Consider the following 16,630-nt stretch of genomic DNA (forward strand, 5'->3'; position numbering starts at 1 on the left):
CATTGCCACCGTCCGCGCCCGTGACCAGGGTTTCGATGCTGTGTTCCGTACTGCCCGTTCTGCCACGGAATGCGGTCCCCCGGCGGCGGGTGTGGATCGTGCCGAAAGAAAGGGAATTGATGCGCTGGCCCCTGATATCCCGACGGCGACTGATTTCCGCCATCGCACTGTTCGTCCTACCGGCCCTCGTCGTGGCCCCGGCACCGGCGGTCGGCCAGCAGGCGGTGTCTGCCGGATCACCGGCGTTCGCGCACGAACTGCTCGCCAAGGCCACCCCTGAGGAGTGCTTCGTCGGCATCGGGCTGCCCTACCCCGCCGGGCCGCCGTGTGCGCAGGGCCAGGCCAAGGTCAACCAGGCGTACGTGTGGTCGCTCGCGAAGGCCGACGACCGTCTCTGGTTCGGCACCGGGGCGAACGTCCACTGCATAGTGACCGGGGCAACGCTGGCCCTGCCGAACCCACGGATCACCGACGACTACGTGTGCGAGTTCGCCGAGAGCCAGGTGGTCAAGCAGAACCCGACGATGCCGGTCAGCGTCGGCGACCACCGCCAGCCCCGGGCGTACGTCTACGACCTGGCCTCGGCAACGTTGACGGAGAAGACCGCGGAGATCACCGGCGCGTCCGCCGACGACCTGTCGCGGCTGCGCCGGACGCTGGGGCTGCGGGCCGGCGGCACGCACGACGGCGTCGTCCTGCTGGCCGGGCCGGCGCTCGGCGCGACCGTCAACATGTTCGCGTTCGACACGGCCACCGGCGAGTACCTGGGGTCGGCCAACTTCGCCAAGTACGGCAACATCCGCCACTTCGTGGTCGCCCACAACGTGCTGTACGCCGGGGTCGGCGTCGGCCCGAACGGCCGCGACGGCGGCTACATCCTGCGCTGGGCCGGCGACCGGGACGACCCGTTCAACTTCGTCGAGGTAGGCAAGCTGCCGGCGCAGGTGGCCGACCTGGAGGTGCACGACGGTCGGGTCTTCGTCAGCACCTGGTCGGCGGCGGGAGGGTCGTCCTCGGCGGGGGCACGCCCGGGCCCCGACGCGGAGCCGGTCCGCGTCGGCGTCGTCCCGACCGCCCAGGCCGATCCCGGCATCGCCGGGGTGTGGATGAGCCCTCGGCTGCTCGACGGCGAGCCGGGGCTCACCCCGGACGACGCCGAGGGGTGGACCCAGGTGTGGAGTGCGGCGTCCTACGAGCCCGACCCGGTCATCGCCGGCTCGTACGGCCTCGGCGCGCTGGCCTCGTACCGTGGGCACCTCTACTGGGGCACCATGCACGTGCCGATGAAGTCCACGGCGATGGTCGCCGAGGCGTACCCGCCGGCGGACGAGCCTGCGGCCCGCGCGACGCTGGAGCGTTCGCAGCGGGCGGTGAGCATCTTCCGGGGACGGTCGTTCGGCACCGCGCAGGAGAGCACCGAGCTGCTCTACGGCCAGGCGGTCCTGCCGGTGTACGACCCTGCCGCGGACTACGGCGTCGGTGCCTGGCGGTGGGCCCTCACCGGCTACCGCCCGAAGTACGGACGGATGGGATTCGGCAACATCTACACCAACTACACCTGGACGATGGCGGTCTCGAACGGGCGGCTGTTCGTCGGCACGATGGACTGGAGCTACCTCGCCAAGGACCTGCTGCCGCAGGCGGCGGCCGAGACGGGCTTCCGGGGGGCGGCCAATGGGCTCAGCGACGAGTTGAACCCGATCACCATCGACCCGGCGCTCTACGGCGGCGACCTGTGGATGTTCGAGTCGAACAACAAGCCCGCCACCCCGGTCGACACCCAGGGGCTGGGCAACTACCTCAACTACGGTTTCCGCACGATGGTCGCCGATGGGTCGACGCTCTATCTCGGCATGGGCAATCCGATGAATCTGCGAACCGACCCGACCGATGAGGTGCCGGAAGGCGGCTGGGAGCTCATCAAGTTGACGCCCGCCGGCGGCTGACCCCGGCATTGCGTCGCGGTGACGGCGGGTGTGCCCCGGGCAGGAACGGCCCCGGGCACACCCGCCGTCACCGGCGCGGCGTGCGGATGTCAGAGCGGCCACAGGATCGTCGGGAGGCCGGTGCCGGTCACCACGAACCCGATGGTGACCGACTGGCCCGGTGCGAGTGAGCCGTTCCAGCTCGTATTGATCATTGTGTAGTGCGGCGTGGTCGTCGCGACCTGGGTGCTCCACGCGCTGGACACCGACGAGCCGGCCGGCAGGGTGAACGCCACCTCCCAGCCGGTGATGGGCACGGTGAAGTCGTTCGTGACGACCACCTCGCCCACGTACCCGGTGGACCAGGCGCTGGTCTGGGTGAACGTCGCCGTCGTCGCCTGCGCCGGTGAGGTGAGGGCCAGGGTCGCCGCCACGCCCACCGCCAGAGCCACGAGCACGCCGATGAGCTTCCGCACGGGGATCACCACCATCCACTTGATTGTCCGAGGTGACCCACCATACGACAATCGATCACCACTCATGGATGTCATTTTGTTCGCCATAGTCGAATGCTCAAATGCCGTGGCGAATCAGTCCGGCATACATTCGGCATATCAGCCAAAGTATGCCGACTGATCACCCATGCCCGACATGCGATGGCAGTCACATGCGCGAATCGCAGAACAAATCGGTTATGCGTCCGGCTACGCGAAACGCCCGGAGCCCGGCGGTACGCCGGAGCTCCGGGCGGTGTGTTCGGCGCCCGACTACAGGTTCAGCGTCCAGCTGTCCAGGTAGCCGGTGTCCAGGCTGGCCGAGTCCTGCACCCGCAGCTTCCAGGTGCCGTCGGCGACCTCGCTGGACAGGTCCCGGGTGTAGGTCTGGAAGATGTTGTCGGTGCTGCTGCCGGTCCGGCTGTGCAGCACGTAGGCGCTGCCGTCCGGAGCGATCAGCGAGACCGTCAGGTCACCGATCCAGGTGTGGTAGATGTTCACCTCGATGGTGCTGGCGGCCCGGGCGTTGCCGGCACAGCCGTTGATGACGATCGGACTCTCGGTCGTGCTGTTGTCGCTGATCGGGAAGTCGGTGGAGTTGGTCTGCGAGCAGCCGGGCGGACCGTTGACGGTGAGCGTGAACGGCGCCGACTGCGACGTCTCCGGGCCGGTGCCGACGATGGTCAGCCGGTAGGTGCCGGGTTCGGTCGACGCGGCGGTGGCAAGGGTGAGGGTCGTCGCCCCGCCGGAGGTGACCGATGCCGGGCTGAACGTGGCGGTGACGCCGGCCGGCGCTCCGGTGACGCTGAAGGTGACGGTGTGCGGGTCACCGACGGCGGTGGTGGTGCTGACGGTGGCGCTCGCCGGGTCGCCCGGGTCGACCGTCGCGCCGGCCGGAGCCACCTCGACGGTGAAGTCCTGGGTGGGCGGGACGATGTTGCCGACGTACAGCAGCTTGTTCGGCGAGCCGGTGCCCGGGTTGGTGACGACGCCGTCGATCGCGTCGGCGATCAGCAGGTTGCCGATCTGCGCCGGGGTGTAGCCGGGGTTGGCCGCCAGCGCCAGCGCGGCGGCACCGGCGACGTGCGGTGCGGCCATCGAGGTCCCGTTGATGGTGTTGGTGGCGGTGTCGCCGGTGTGCCAGGCCGAGGTGATGGCGCTGCCCGGGGCGAAGATGTCGACACAGGTGCCGTAGTTGGAGTAGCTGGCCCGTGCGTCGGTGCTGGTGGTGGCGCCGACGGTGATCGCGGCCGGGGTGCTGGCCGGCGAGTAGTTGCAGGCGTTGGCGTTGCTGTTGCCGGCGGCCAGTGAGTAGACGACACCGTCGGCGATGGACCGCGTCACGGCGTCGTTGACCGCCTGGTCGAAGCCGCCGCCGAGGCTCATGTTGGCCACCGCCGACTCGCCCGGCGCGTGGTCGGTGGTCACCCAGTCGATACCGGCGATGACCCCCGCGTAGGTGCCGCTGCCGCTGTTGTTGAGCACCCGTACGCCGACCAGCGTGACGTCCTTGGCGACGCCGTACGCGGTGCCGCCGACGGTGCCGGCGACGTGCGTACCGTGACCGTTGCCGTCGTCGGCGCTACCGCCGTCGACCGCGTCGAACCCGGTGACCGCCCGCCCGCCGAAGTCGCTGTGCGAGAAGCGGATGCCGGTGTCGATGATGTACGCGGTGACACCTGACCCGGAGTTCGGGTAGGTGTAGCTGTTGTTCAGGGGCAGTGCCGACTGGTCGATCCGGTCGAGCCCCCAGGACGGGGTGGGCGTCTGGGTGGCCGCGAGGGAGACGGTACGGTTCTGCTGGACGTACTCGACGGCCGGGCTGGCGGCGAGCCGCTTGGCCGCCTTCTCGCTCATCCTCGCTTCGAAGCCGCGCAGCGCGTCGGTGTAGGTGCGCACCACCGCGGCGTCGTGGCGGGCGGCGACGGCGCGGGCCGCCGCCGGCACCCCGGTGCGGGACACCCGCTCGTCCTTGAACACCACGATGTAGGAGTCGGCGACGGTGGTGGACTCACCGGCGTACAGGACAGGGCCCTCCGCCGGCGCGGCGTTGGCCGGCGCGGCGAAGGCGACCGTGGCTGCGGCGACCGCGGTGGCGGTGAGGGCGAGGCGCCAGTGGCGCCGGGACGGCCGGGAGAAGGTCATCTCCCGCCTCCTTTCGATACCCGGCCGACCCGATTGTGACAGGTCGACCGATGACCGTGAATCTGACTGACACAGATGCTAGTAGGGCAGCCGTACTTCGTGACTTGATCATGTGAGTCTGGATCGGTAGTGGTACCAGCGGGCGCGGGCTTGATGGCGGCGGCGCCACCAGGACCAGCGGAGATGGTGTTCGAGGCTGTGCCAGGCTCTGGTCGCGAGGTTGTACAGCCGTTTGATCTCGACCACGGTCAGCCGGGCGAGTCCGAGGTCGGCCGGTGGTGGTTCGCTGGGGTGGGTGGGTCGGGGTGGTGGCGTGGTCCCGGCCGCGGCGTCGGCGGCGGTGACCGCGCAGACGGCGAGCGCGGCCATGACCAGCACTATGTGCCGCATGATCGGGGTGTGGAGGCGGTTCTGGAACTGGTCGAACCCGAAGTGGTCCTTGCCGAAGCCGTGGTCCTCCTCGATCGTCCACCGCCGGCCGGTCACCCTCACCAACGCGGTCAGGGTCGCCGGAAGGCGCTCCGGTATCCAGCAGTAGAAGTAGGCCAGGTCGTCGGGGTCAGCCAGGCTCCGGCGTACGAGCAGGTAGTGGCGGGGGCTGGCGGTGGCGATCCACGCCCACGCGTACCAGCGGTCGCCTTTGGAACCCGCCCCGCAGGACATGGTCTGCCAGGCGGTGTCGGTGGTCAGGGTGGTGGCAGCGGTGTCGGCGCGGATCTTCGTCTTCCAGCCGGGCAGGGTGATCCGGAACGAGCACGGCACGCCGAGGCTGTAGCCGATTCCCCGGGTCTCGCAGGTGTCGCGTAGTCGCCGGTCCCGGCCGTAGACGGCGTCGGCGGTGCACCACCGCACGGGTACGCCGGCGTCGAGTGTCTCGGTGAGCAGGTCGGTGGCGAGTCGGGGTTTGGTCGCGAACTCGGTGTCGGCGGGGACGCCGGTGGCGGCGCGGCGGGCGTCGTCGTCGAGGTGGGCGGCGGGGATCCACAGGCGGGAGCCGACCAGGGCGTGGCCGGCGCGGGTGGCGTAGGTGGCGTTGACCAGGTTGACGGCGTTGGTGACCTTTCCCGCGCAGCCCACGTACTGGCGGGTCACGCCGCACGTGCCGGTGCCGGTCTTCTCCACGCCGCTCTCGTCGAAGATCAGCGTGTTGTCGCCGTCCGGGTCGGCCAGGCGTGCCACGGCGAAGTCACGGACCACGCCCATCGCCTTGTCGGTGTCCCAGACCGCGCGTTCGAGGAGTCGTTGCATCCGGTCGGGGGTGGTGTCCCCGGCGTGTTCGGCGAGGGTCCAGCAGTTCTTGCGTGGCAGGTCGGCGATCAGGCCACGGACGTACTTGCCGGCCTGCCGTAGTGGTTCGACCCGGGCGAAACACGCGCCGAGGTCTCCCATCAGCGTGGCGAGGTTCTCCTCGACACGACCGGCCTCTACCATGGCCGCTGCGGCCACCTCGTGATCCTTCGTTGTCCACACAACACCGGACGATCATGCGGTGGCCGTCTCCGTCGCCGCACACCCTGTCCGTCCATACCCCACCGCACCGGTCAGGTCACGAAGTACGGCTGCCCTACTAGGCCGAAATCAGATCGATGTAGAGATATGTGATTCAGTCTCATGTTCCCGTATCCTGACCCGTTCGGCCGCCACACACCGACGACACCACCGACCATCGAAACATTTGGCTTCGACGATACAAATTCATCTGATTGATGGCCGAACTCTGGCGACGGACCATCGGACGGCGGGCAAAAATGGGATTCAGCCCGGATTCAGCCCGGATTCAGCTCCGGTTCGGCCCGGTTCAGCCGACCGACGGATACACGCCGGCGGCGTGCAGCACACTGTGGTTGTTCCGTCGCAACTGGGCGAATGCCTCGACTTCGTCGACGAACGTGTCGCGCTCGACACGACCGACCACGCCGGAAACGACCGCCGCGAGGTCGACGTCGGCGCGGTAGACGTACGACGCGTTGCCCTGCAGGGTGGCCTGCCAGGCGGATCCGTCACCGGTCAACCAGGCCGTGGCGACCCCACCCGGATTACGGACGGTGATCCGCTCCCCCGCGTCGGCGTGCCCCAGCCGGGACCAGACCGCCCGCGAGGCGACCACCCCCGAACCGCACGACGGGGTCAGCCCGGCCCCCCGCTCGTACGTCTGCACGTAGATCTCGTCGTCGTCGAGCGCGAACACGAACGACAGGTTCGCCCCCCGTGGCACCACGTCCGTGGCGGCGACGATCCGCAGCCCGGTCGCGACCAGCTCGGCCTCGTCGAACTTCTCCACCACCGCGACCAGATGGTCGTTCGGTACGGCGAGCGCGGTCAACCCCAGCGTCGGGTGCAACGCCGGCACCGGCGTGTCGACGTGCGGCTGCGCCAGGGCGAGCACCGGCTCGGCCGGGTCGAAGTCCACCTTCGGCATCTCGACGGCCGTCTGCCGGACCCCTTCCGGGGTGGATTCCGCCCGCAGCACCACGAAATCGCTGCCGCCGGCCCGCACCACCGCCCGATCGGCCTCCCGGGTGTCCAGCACCAGCCGGCCGACGCAGCGCATGCCGTTGCCGCACAGCTTCGCGAACGACCCGTCCGGGTTGAAGAACGCCGCCTGCGGCACCGCCGGTGCCAGATCGACGAAGTAGACGCCGTCGCCGCCGCCGAGCGGACCGGACCGGTCACACAACTGGCGTACCAGGTGCGGCACGTCCGCGTCGGCGGCGTAGTCACCCGGCCGGCCCTCGATGACGAGGATGTCGTTCTGCGAACCGTGCGCCTTGAGGACCGGCAGGTGTGACCTCATCCGTACCCGCTCCCCCGCCCGCGACCCGCCGCCGCTACCGTCCGACACCGGCGACCAGTGTACGGCGACCGTACCGCCCGCCGTCCGGTGTCCGACCCGGTGAACGTCACACCAGTTCGCGCCGTGCCTTCCGGTAGGGCGTCGACCGGTCCAGGTGGTCGACCGGAACACAGGAGGCATCACCGATGGTGAACCGCAGGCGTACCGCGATCGGCGTGACGGTGTCGGCGGCGGCCCTGGCCGGCGCGCTCGCGCTCGCCACCGGCCTGGCCGCCGCCGGCCAGCACGGCACCGACCCGGCCGGCACCGGCGGCGACCCGGTCGGTGCCGGCGGCGACCCGGTCGGTGCCGGCGGCGACCCGGTCGGTGCCGGCGGCGGCAGCGTCGAACTGGTCGACACGGTACGGCTGCCCGACGGGTTCGCCCCCGAAGGCATCGCGATCGACGCCGAGCGGCACACCGCGTACGTCGGATCCCTCGCCGACGGCGCGATCTTCCGCGCGGACCTGACGACCGGCGTCGGTGAGCTGATCGGCGACGCACCCGGCACTCCGTCGGTCGGCCTGGCCCTCGACGCACAGGGCCGGCTCTTCGTCGCCGGCGGCCCGGCCGGCGACGCCCGGGTGATCGACGCCGACACCGGCGACCTGCTCGCCCGCTACGACCTCGCGACCGTGCCGGAGAGCTTCGTCAACGACGTCACCGTCACCGACGCCGGCGCCTTCTTCACCGACTCCACCAACCCGGTCGTCTACCACCTGCCGACCGACGCCACCGGGGCGCTGCCCGACGCCGCGCAGGTACGCCGGATCCCGCTCACCGGCGACATCGTCTACGACGAGGGCATCAACGCGAACGGCGTCACCGCCAGCCCCAGTGGCACAAACCTGATCATCGTGCAGTCCAACACCGGACTGCTGTTCACCGTGGACCCGGCGACCGGGGTCACCGGCCGCACCGGCGTCGTCGACGTCAACGGCGACGGGCTCCTGGTCGGCGGCGACGGGCTCCTGGTGGTCGACCAGACCCTGTTCGTCGTGCAGAACCGGGCGAACACCCTCGTCGAGCTGCAGATCAACGCCGCCGGCAGCCAGGGCGACATCGTCGGGCGGATCACCGACGAGCGGTTCGACGTGCCGACCACCGTCGCCGCCGCCGGCGACCTGCTCTACCTGCCGAACGCCCGGTTCGGCGTCGAGGTCACCCCGGAGACGACGTACGAGGTGGTGGCGGTGCCGCGACCCTGACAGCAGCCACCACACACGTGACCGCCGCAGGTCGGGTCACCAGCGCAGCGGCAGCTCGTCCAGTACGGCACTCAGCCGGTCGGCGAGCACCTGATGGTCGGCGACCGACGGATGCCAGTGGCAGCCGAGGGAGTCCAGGCCGGCGCTCTCGACGTACCACATCCGGACCCGGTCGTCGCCCCGGTCGGTGCGCTCGGCGACGACCTGGGTGACTGCGTCCCGGAACGCGGTGGTGTTCCACATCTCGTTTGCGGTGACCACGACCTGGGTCCGGTTGCCGTACCGGGCGCGCAACTGGTCGAGGAAGCCGTGGTACGCGTCGCGGTAGGCGGCGCTGAGCGTCTCCGGCGTCCAGGACTCGCCCGGGGCGATGTCGGTGGAGAAGTCGTTGAGGCCGAGGCCGACCACGACGACCTGCGGCCGCCAGCTGCGCGGCGGCGACCAGACGTCGCCGTCGACGGCGAGCAGCGCCCGGTCGTAGTACGTGCGGTAGGTGGTTCCCGGTGAGTGGCCGCCGTAGTTGCGCGCCATGCCCAGGCCCGAGTACCCGTTGATCTGGTAGTCGGCGCCGTACCGGCGGGCCGTGATCGCGCCGAAGCTGCGGTCGGCGTTGGTGGTCCGGTGCACCTCGTCGCCGGTGCAGTCCCGGCTGGTCGACTCGTTGCCGTACCCGGCGGTGTGCGAGTCGCCGATGAACTCGATCTGGCGGTGCCGTGGCGCCGGTGCGGGCAGGACGGCACCACCGGGCCCCGGCACGAAACCGCCGAACCCGCTGGTCGCCCACTGGCTCTCGCTGCGCTTGACCACCCGTACGGTGTGCCGACCGGGCCGTAGCCCGTCGACCCGGTGCGTGATCGCGCCCGGCGTCACCAGGGTGGCGACGGTCCGGCCGTCGATCTGGACGTCGTAGTCGGCGTGCGGGTCGTCCAGGACGATCCCGATGCCGGTGCCCCGGAACCGGCCCTCGAAGTAGACGCCGGGCCAGCTGTACCGCGCGGTGGTGCCGTCGACGACGACCCGACCGGCTGTGTGCACCCGGTCCAGACCACCGTGCCGGTGGTCGGGGCCGCCGGGACCGGCGACCGCCGTGGTCGGCACGGTCGTCCCGAGCAGTACGGCCGCCAGCACGGCGGCCACCGGAACCCTTCGCACCACTGAGCTCCCTCTACCAGACCCCATTGATCGACCACTGTCGACCAATCCCCGACACGGTATCATAAACGTCGATATTTTAGGGGCACGCGGCCAGGATGGATGCCTTAAGGTGCCCCGCATGACGACGGCACGGGAACGGGTGGCGGCATTCTGGGATCAGCACGTGCAGCAGTGGCTCGACGGCCGCGATCCCATGGCGGATCCGCTGCCCGAGTGGTACGCGTCGTTTCAGGGCACCGGCCTGGGTGCGGTGACCCGCGACGGCTTTCCCGAGCCGTACATCGGCGATCTCACCGGCCTGGCCCCCGACGAGCCGGTCGTCGTCGTCCTCGGCCTCAATCCCGGCAAGTACTTCCCGGAGTTCCAGTCCCGGACCGGAACCTTCGCCGAGGAGATTCGACGCTACGGCTCCTACCGGTCCTGGGCCGCGAGCGGCCCCTACCTCCGGGACCCCTGGCAGACCCGGCTCGGGGACAACAAGTACTGGCGGGACCGACGCGCCTTCGCCCGCCGCTGGCTCCACGAGCCGACGCTCACCGAGCGCAACCTGCTGGTGTTCGAGTGCTACCCGTGGCATTCGACCAAGGTGACCGGCAGCATGAAGCCGCCGGCCGACATCATCCGACAGTTCGTGTTCGAGCCGATCGGTGAGCTGGCCACGGACCATGTCTTCGCCTTCGGCAAGCCGTGGCTCGGCGTCGCCGAGAGCCTGGACCTGCCCCCCATCGTCAAGCTCGGTCTTGGCGGCATCCCTTATGGCTCCAATGTCGGCAGCCGCGCCGTCCGGGTCTTCGCACTGCCGTCCGGGCAACGGCTCGTCGTCGAGTGGCATCTGGGAAGCTCCGGCCCGCCGAGCAGCCCCGAGACCGAACTGCTCCGGTGGGCGTTGTCCGACGACTTCCGCCCACCCGCCGGCCCGACCGCCGCGAACCCCACCCCGTCGCCCCGCCGGGGCGACGATGAGCCGCTCGGCTGGTCCCCCGACCTGCGGACCCTTGCCTGGGCCCGCGACCGAGTCTCCGCTGACGACCTGGCCAGGCTGATCACCGCCGATCTGCCGTCGCGGGCCCCGGTGCCCGACCGACTGCCCAACGACTTCTGGTTGGCCGTCGCCGACGCCGCGTACGAGGCCACCTGGAACACCGTCATGCAAGACGCGGCACGGTACGCCGACCAGCCTGCCGAGCCGTGACCGCCACGTCGACTCGCTGGTGGGCGGCGGATGTCGGTGGGCGTGGGTAACGTGCGCCGGCGTGAGCGCCACCGCGACGTACCAGTATCTTCGCCCCTCCGCCCTGGCCGACCGGGACCTGACCCTGCAGACCAGCGGCGGGCCGGCCGCCCACCCCCGGTTCTTCACCGGGTTCCTCACCGCGCCGACGGCTGCCGCCGCCGGGCTGCTGGCGGTCGCCGAGGTGGCCCGCACCCGCTACCACCGGCCGGTCGACCCGGCCAGCCTCGACCCGGTGGTCACCGGCAGCCGGGACCGGCTGCGGTTCGAGTCCTTCTCCGGCTGCTGCGGCGTGTACGCCCGGCTCGACGTGACCCCGGACGGGCTGGACGGTGACATCGTCGCGCACGGCACCACCAACGTCGACGTCAACCCGCCGTTGCGCGAGGCCCTGGCCCGGGTCGGCGGGCTGGACCCGCTGCACCTGTCGGTCGGCCCGGACGATGTGACGGTGTCGACCATGGATGGACAGGTCGTCGAGCGCAAGGTGCCGCTGCCGCGCCGCTGGCTGCGTGGCTTCGCCGAGGTGCAGGTGGTCGCGGCGGCGATGGGCCTACGGGCGGAGATCCCGGTCGCCGAGGCCGCGACGTTCCTGCAGCGGCTGCCCGGTGCCGCCGACCGGTCGGTGCTGTGGGCGGTGCCGGCCGGTCGGTCACTGCGGCTGACCTCCCGCGCCGCGCCCGGTGCCGGGTGCCTGGCCGGCGCCGGTCGGCTGGTCGCGCTGCGCGGCCTGCTGCGGCACGCCGTCGCGTTGCGGGTGTACGGGCCGGCGGTAGCGGCCGGTGCCGCACCGGTGGCCAGCGTCTGGGAGTTGGACCTGGGCGGGATGAGCCTGTCGCTGGCCCTGTCACCGGACCCGACTCGGGGCTTCTCCGGTGAGGGCGGCGTGCTGCGTGATCTCGCCAGTGACGACGTGACCGACGACGCCGAGCTGGTCGGTGCGCTGCTCGACTGGGAGCCGACGGTCGACGTCGACGCGTTGGCCGACGCGGCCGGCATCACCGCTCGACGGGTACGCGCGGCGCTGACTCTGCTCGGCACCGCCGGACGGGTCGGCTACGACGTCGCCCGGGCCGGCTACTTCCACCGGGTGCTGCCCTACGACCCCGGCCGCACCGAGCGGGACAACCCTCGGCTGGCCGGTGCCCGTGCGCTGGTCGAGACCGGCGCGGTGACCGTCGACGACGCGGGCGCGACCGTCCACCATGGCGACGAGGTGTACCGGGTACGGCGACTGCCGGAGGGCGGCCACACCTGCACCTGCGTCTGGTGGGCGCGGCACCGGGGCGGCCGGGGGCCGTGCAAACATGTCCTGGCGACCACGATGGTCACCGCACCGGTGGAGGCGACGGCGTGACCGACCCGCTCGACTTTCTCCACACCGGCGACATCGCCGCCGCCACGGCCACCGTCGACGGCCTCGACGAGACGCAGCGCCGCCGGCTCGGCACCGACCTGGTGGCCCACGTTCGTCGCCGCCGCGACGAGTGGTGGAGCAGCTGGCAGGCCACCGCGCTGGCCATAGCGGCGGTCGGCTGCCTGCCGAGCGCCGCCCAGGTCGCCGAGGTGCTGGGCCGACGCAACGTCTCGCTGCGGCAGGTGCCCGCGACCCCGGTGATCGAGGTGGCCCGCCGCCGGGGCGTCACCTGGCTGGCGGATCTGGCGTACCGGCTCTGCGCGCGTGTCGACCGGTCCACGCCCGGGGACAGCTGGCGGTTCGTGGCCGACCTGCTGCACGCCGAGCAGGCACCGCCGCCGGCCGAGGACCGGTTCGTCCTCGGTTGGGCGGCGATCGTCGGTCGGCCCACCGAGGACGAACGGCGGGCCGCGCTGGTCGATCGGCTGCGCGGGGATCCCTGGCTGGATTCGCTGACACCGCGGCTGTTCGAGGTGGACGGTGTCGGCGACCAGTGGTCCTGGGCCCGGCTCCAGCAGGACGATCAGGACGGTACGGACGCGCCGCTGAAGCTGCCGGCGGCGTTGGCGCAGCTGGCCGCCGACGGCCGGCTCGACCGGTCGATGCTGCTCGACGGCACGCTCGGTCGACTGCTGCGCGGCGAACGGCCGGCCGCGCTGCGGGTCTTCGTCGCGCTGCACGAGGCGCTGGCACCGACCGTGGACGAGGTCCGTGACCGACTGCCGGCGTACCTGCGGTTGCTGGCCGACGGGCCGTCGACGGCGGCCACGGCGGCCCAACGGAGCCTGCGCGCGGTGCCGGACATCGACCTGGATGCGCTGCTCGACACCGCACCCGCCGTCCTGGTCCGGCCGGAGAAGACCCTGGTACGGGCCCAGCTGACCTGGCTGGACCAGACAGCCCGCCGCGACAGGGCCCAGGCGGCGCGGATCGCGCGGGTGCTGGCGGTCGCCGCCGACCACCCGGAGATCGACATCGCCGAACGGGCGAACGCGCTCGCCGCCCGGCACGGCCACCAGGTGAGCGCACCTGCCGAGGTGCGGCACGTCGGTGACACCCTGCCCCCGGCGGGGGCGCCGCCGCCGGTGCCACCGCCGATCACCGGTCCGGACGAGTTGGCCGAGCAGGTGGCCGCGATGTTCGCCGCCGAGTGGACCGCGCCGCTGGAGCTGGAGCGGATCCTGGCCGGCGTGGTCCGGCTGGGCCGCACCGACCGGGCAGGCGTGGCGGCCGCGCTGACGCCGGTGCTCAACCGGGCGCACGCGATGGTCTGGCCGTCGCTGCCGGAAAACAGGTTCGGCGGCCTCACGGTGGTGCTGCGGGTCCTCGCCGGGGCAAGCGACCCGATCGTCGCCGGCACCGACCAGACGGTCTCGGCCCGCGCCTGGGCGTCGCTGTCGGCGGCGTGGGGCCGGGAGCCGACCAGTGGGCAGCGGCCGGCCGACCCGCAGGGGGAAATCCTGCGCCGGCTGCTGCGGACCCGGGTGGCCGAGATCGGGCAGTTCGTCGCGGGGCACGGGACGACGGAGCGGACCGCCGGACCGACCCTGGCCACCCCGACGCTCGCCACCGGGGCGATCGAGCCGGAGGCGTTGTTCGACCGGCTTGCCCGGCTCGACGGGCAGCCGCCGTGGCCAGCGGACCTGGCCCAGGCGTTGCTGCGGCTGCCGGCCGCCGTCGACGAGCCGTTGGCGGCGAAGGCGGCGGCGCTGGGCACCCCGGCCGGGCAGGAGTTGGCGGCCTGGCTGCGCGCCGGCGGCCTGCCCCGAGGGCACCACCGGGTGGTGACGGTGGCCCGGCGGGACCGGCACGGCGGCTACCACTACCGGCACGACCGGCTGCCGCAGCGGCGCCGACTCGTCGACGTGGCCGCGCCGCCGGGGGCCGGCGACCCGTACGGGCTGCTCGATGTGACGCCCCGACCGGTCGACGTCAGGTTGCTGCTCGACGAACGGCTCTGGCCGGCGCAGCTGCCCGGCTACCGGGGGCTGGTCGCCGCGTACACCCTGCCGTTGGTCGCCGGGTGCGCGGACCTCGACGAGCCGGGCGGCGCCGTGCTGCTGCCGATGCTCGCCGAACGCACCGGCGCCGCCGGTCCGGCGCTGGACCTCGCGGTGGCGTACGGGCTGGCCGCCCGGCACGAGGCAGACCGGGTGGCGACCGTCGACGCGCTGCTGATGCTGGCCGCCGACGGCGGGCTCGACCCGACGGCGGTCGGCACCCATCTGGGGTCGCTGGCCGCCGACGGGATGATCACCCTGTCCCGGGTCGTCGGGCCGCTGCGGGACGCGACCGCCGCCGGGGCGCCGCTGACCGTCTGGCGGATCCTGGCCGCCGCGCTGCCGGCGTTGCTGACCTGCCGACCCGCGCCGCGTGGCCTGCCGGACCTGCTGGCGCTGGCCGCGCAGAACGCGGCGACCACCGGTGTACGCATCGACGTGCCGGGGCTCGCCGACGTCGCCGGTCGGGGCGGGTCTAGCCGGCTGGTCACCGAAGCCCGCCGGCTTCGGGACGCGTCGGCGTGACGCGGCAGTGGGACGGATCGGCGTGACGCGGCTGCTGTTTGGCGGCGGTGTGTGGTGCTGCGCCGTCGTCGCGGGACTGATGCTGCCGCTGATCTGGCTGGACGCCGTCGGGCACGAGGGCTACCGCCCGGAGCGGGCGGAGCTGGCGACGGCGGCCAGGGTCGTCGCGGCCGGCCTCGGGCTGGGCGTCGGGTACCTGGTCGGTGTCCGTTCGTCGCCGGGGCTGGAACGCGTCGCCGTCGTCCGCCGGTGGGCGATCGCCGCCGGCGCCGGCGCCGGTGCTGCCGTGGCGCACCTGGTGGCGGACGAGGCCACCTACCGGTACGTCATCCCCGTGGAGTCGGCCAGGGTCGACGGGACAGACCCGGTGGCGGCGATGGCGTGGGCCTGGCTGGTCGGTGCGCTGCTGGCGGTCGGTGCCGCCACGGTCGGGTTCGGAATCGGGCTGTTCCGGCGGGACGACACGCGGGGTCGGGGACGGGGGTGGTACGCGGTCGCCGCCGCCGGGGCGGTCGCCGGTCTGCTCGCCGTACCCGAGTTCGTCCGCGTCGGTGCGGAGCTGGCCACCGCACGGTTCCTGCCGGCGGGGTTCGTCACGGTGCCGGTCGGGCAGCCGGTGCCGGTCGTCCTGCCCACCGGGCGCAGCGCCATCTTCCGCGACCACGGTCAGGAATGGTCCGCCGAGGACTGTCAGGTCACTGACTCCGGTGGTGCCAGGATCCGGGTGAGGGCGCCGTCGGTGCCGTTCACGGACAACAGCGACAGCATCGTGACGGTGGTGCTGGGCACCGTCGAGGTGTCCAGCACCACGTCCGTCAGCGTGGAGTGTCAGGGCCTGCCGGGGCAGGTCTACCAGGTCGGTGCGGCGCCGACCGTCGACGGACCGCTCGGCCCGCTGCTGTACGTCCCGGCCTGGGTCCTGCCGGTGGGCGGCGCCCTGCCAGGGTTGGTACTGGCCGTGGCGGTGGCCCTGGTCCGGCGGGGTCAGTCCTCGGCGCGCCAGCGGTAGTACTCGGTGGCCACCGCGTCGACCGGTCCGCGCCAGGTGTCCTGGTTGTACGGGCTGATGTACGGGCTCAGCTCCTGCATGATCTTGCCGAACTTCGGCTTGTCGTGGATTCGGGCGTCGTCGGCGGTGTGCGCGACCGAGCGTTCGAGCAGGTGCACGTAGACGTCGTCGATGGAGTAGAGCCACCGGGCCGTCACGCTCATCTCCACCGGCAGCGTGCCGGCGTCGGACTCGGTGAAGATCTGGGCCACGTTCTCCTCGGCGCCGGGCTTGATCCGCCCGACGATGACGGTCAGGTGCCGCTCGCCCGGGTCCGGTTGCGCCCCGGCGTCGTCGGCTGGCGCCCACCGGTAGAACTCCTTGGCGACCGAGTGCGACGGGTTCTGCCAGTTGCGCGGGTACGGGGTGACGTACGGGCCGATCGCCTCGGCGATCTCCTTGAACGCCGGCAGCCCCCGGTTCTGGCCGGAGATCGCCGGGTCCTCGTTGCGTTCCACGATGTGGATGTAGAGGTCGTGGTGGGACAGCAGGATGCGTCCGATCACACCGAAGTCCTGTGGCCGGGTGGCCTTGTCGTAGTGGCCGAACACCTTGGCGATCTTGTCCTCGCTGCCCGGCACCATGCGGCAGACGATCACGTTTCGGAAGACCATGACAAACTCCTCGCAGAACGGTGGGATCAGCCCGG

Annotated in this window: 12 protein-coding genes; 6 read left to right on the forward strand and 6 right to left on the reverse strand. The window is 71.8% G+C overall.

What is annotated here, in order from left to right; genetic code table 11:
* Positions 1–119: 119 nt before the first annotated feature.
* Positions 120–1,946 carry a hypothetical protein gene (locus tag ACN28F_RS02480; protein WP_289206514.1) on the forward strand — a complete coding sequence of 609 codons (1,827 nt, stop codon included), beginning with the start codon at positions 120–122 and terminating at the stop codon, positions 1,944–1,946.
* Positions 1,947–2,035: 89 nt separating this feature from the next.
* On the opposite strand, the gene ACN28F_RS02485 is transcribed toward ACN28F_RS02480, so the two are convergent.
* The 4 genes from ACN28F_RS02485 to dapF all read right to left on the reverse strand — a co-directional run bounded on the left by ACN28F_RS02485 (position 2,036) and on the right by dapF (position 7,406).
* Positions 2,036–2,416: a cellulose binding domain-containing protein gene (locus ACN28F_RS02485; protein WP_289206515.1), complete on the reverse strand. Its 381-nt coding sequence runs from the start codon at positions 2,414–2,416 to the stop codon at positions 2,036–2,038.
* A gap of 276 nt (positions 2,417–2,692) precedes the next feature.
* Complete coding sequence (locus ACN28F_RS02490) at positions 2,693–4,564, reverse strand: S8 family serine peptidase (RefSeq protein ID WP_421356933.1); 1,872 nt, start codon at positions 4,562–4,564, stop codon at positions 2,693–2,695.
* A gap of 108 nt (positions 4,565–4,672) precedes the next feature.
* Positions 4,673–5,995 (reverse strand): IS701 family transposase, encoded by a 1,323-nt coding sequence (locus ACN28F_RS02495; protein ID WP_421356934.1) that lies wholly within the window; start codon positions 5,993–5,995, stop codon positions 4,673–4,675.
* A 367-nt stretch (positions 5,996–6,362) separates the two neighbouring features.
* Entirely contained in the window at positions 6,363–7,406 is a 1,044-nt protein-coding gene (dapF, locus tag ACN28F_RS02500; protein WP_289206517.1) for a diaminopimelate epimerase, read from the reverse strand.
* 137 nt (positions 7,407–7,543) lie between these two features.
* On the opposite strand from dapF, the gene ACN28F_RS02505 reads away from it, so the two are divergent.
* Positions 7,544–8,605: an SMP-30/gluconolactonase/LRE family protein gene (locus tag ACN28F_RS02505; RefSeq protein ID WP_421356935.1), complete on the forward strand. Its 1,062-nt coding sequence runs from the start codon at positions 7,544–7,546 to the stop codon at positions 8,603–8,605.
* 36 nt (positions 8,606–8,641) lie between these two features.
* On the opposite strand, the gene ACN28F_RS02510 is transcribed toward ACN28F_RS02505, so the two are convergent.
* Positions 8,642–9,757, reverse strand: coding sequence for an SGNH/GDSL hydrolase family protein (locus ACN28F_RS02510; protein ID WP_289206519.1), 1,116 nt, complete (start codon positions 9,755–9,757; stop codon positions 8,642–8,644).
* Between the two features lie 121 nt (positions 9,758–9,878).
* Between ACN28F_RS02510 and brig1 the strand changes: the two genes are divergently transcribed.
* The 4 genes from brig1 to ACN28F_RS02530 all read left to right on the forward strand — a co-directional run bounded on the left by brig1 (position 9,879) and on the right by ACN28F_RS02530 (position 15,942).
* Positions 9,879–10,952 (forward strand): anti-phage DNA glycosylase Brig1, encoded by a 1,074-nt coding sequence (gene brig1 / locus ACN28F_RS02515; RefSeq protein ID WP_289206520.1) that lies wholly within the window; start codon positions 9,879–9,881, stop codon positions 10,950–10,952.
* 61 nt (positions 10,953–11,013) lie between these two features.
* Positions 11,014–12,348, forward strand: a complete 1,335-nt coding sequence (locus ACN28F_RS02520; RefSeq protein ID WP_289206521.1) for an SWIM zinc finger family protein — start codon at positions 11,014–11,016, stop codon at positions 12,346–12,348.
* Positions 12,345–14,933, forward strand: a complete 2,589-nt coding sequence (locus ACN28F_RS02525) for a DUF6493 family protein (protein WP_421356936.1) — start codon at positions 12,345–12,347, stop codon at positions 14,931–14,933. The genes ACN28F_RS02520 and ACN28F_RS02525 overlap by 4 nt, the downstream gene beginning before the upstream one ends.
* Positions 14,934–14,955: 22 nt before the next feature.
* A complete protein-coding gene (locus tag ACN28F_RS02530) occupies positions 14,956–15,942 on the forward strand; it encodes a hypothetical protein (protein WP_421356937.1) in 987 nt (328 codons plus the stop codon).
* Here the strand turns inward: ACN28F_RS02530 and ACN28F_RS02535 are convergent.
* Positions 15,918–16,595 (reverse strand): TcmI family type II polyketide cyclase, encoded by a 678-nt coding sequence (locus ACN28F_RS02535; protein WP_289206524.1) that lies wholly within the window; start codon positions 16,593–16,595, stop codon positions 15,918–15,920. The two genes, ACN28F_RS02530 and ACN28F_RS02535, sit on opposite strands and share 25 nt — an antisense overlap.
* Between the last annotated feature and the right edge of the window lie 35 nt (positions 16,596–16,630).

The organism is Solwaraspora sp. WMMA2101, assembly GCF_049179175.1.
In the GTDB taxonomy this organism is placed as follows: Bacteria; Actinomycetota; Actinomycetes; order Mycobacteriales; family Micromonosporaceae; genus Micromonospora_E.

Coding starts and splice junctions, on each gene's coding strand:
- brig1 (WP_289206520.1), top strand. CDS start 9,879: ATGACGACGGCACGGGAACGGGTGGCGGCATTCTGGGATCAGCACGTG.
- ACN28F_RS02505 (WP_421356935.1), top strand. CDS start 7,544: ATGGTGAACCGCAGGCGTACCGCGATCGGCGTGACGGTGTCGGCGGCG.
- ACN28F_RS02490 (WP_421356933.1), bottom strand. CDS start 4,564: ATGACCTTCTCCCGGCCGTCCCGGCGCCACTGGCGCCTCGCCCTCACC.
- ACN28F_RS02495 (WP_421356934.1), bottom strand. CDS start 5,995: ATGGTAGAGGCCGGTCGTGTCGAGGAGAACCTCGCCACGCTGATGGGA.
- ACN28F_RS02485 (WP_289206515.1), bottom strand. CDS start 2,416: ATGGTGGTGATCCCCGTGCGGAAGCTCATCGGCGTGCTCGTGGCTCTG.
- ACN28F_RS02535 (WP_289206524.1), bottom strand. CDS start 16,595: ATGGTCTTCCGAAACGTGATCGTCTGCCGCATGGTGCCGGGCAGCGAG.
- ACN28F_RS02480 (WP_289206514.1), top strand. CDS start 120: ATGCGCTGGCCCCTGATATCCCGACGGCGACTGATTTCCGCCATCGCA.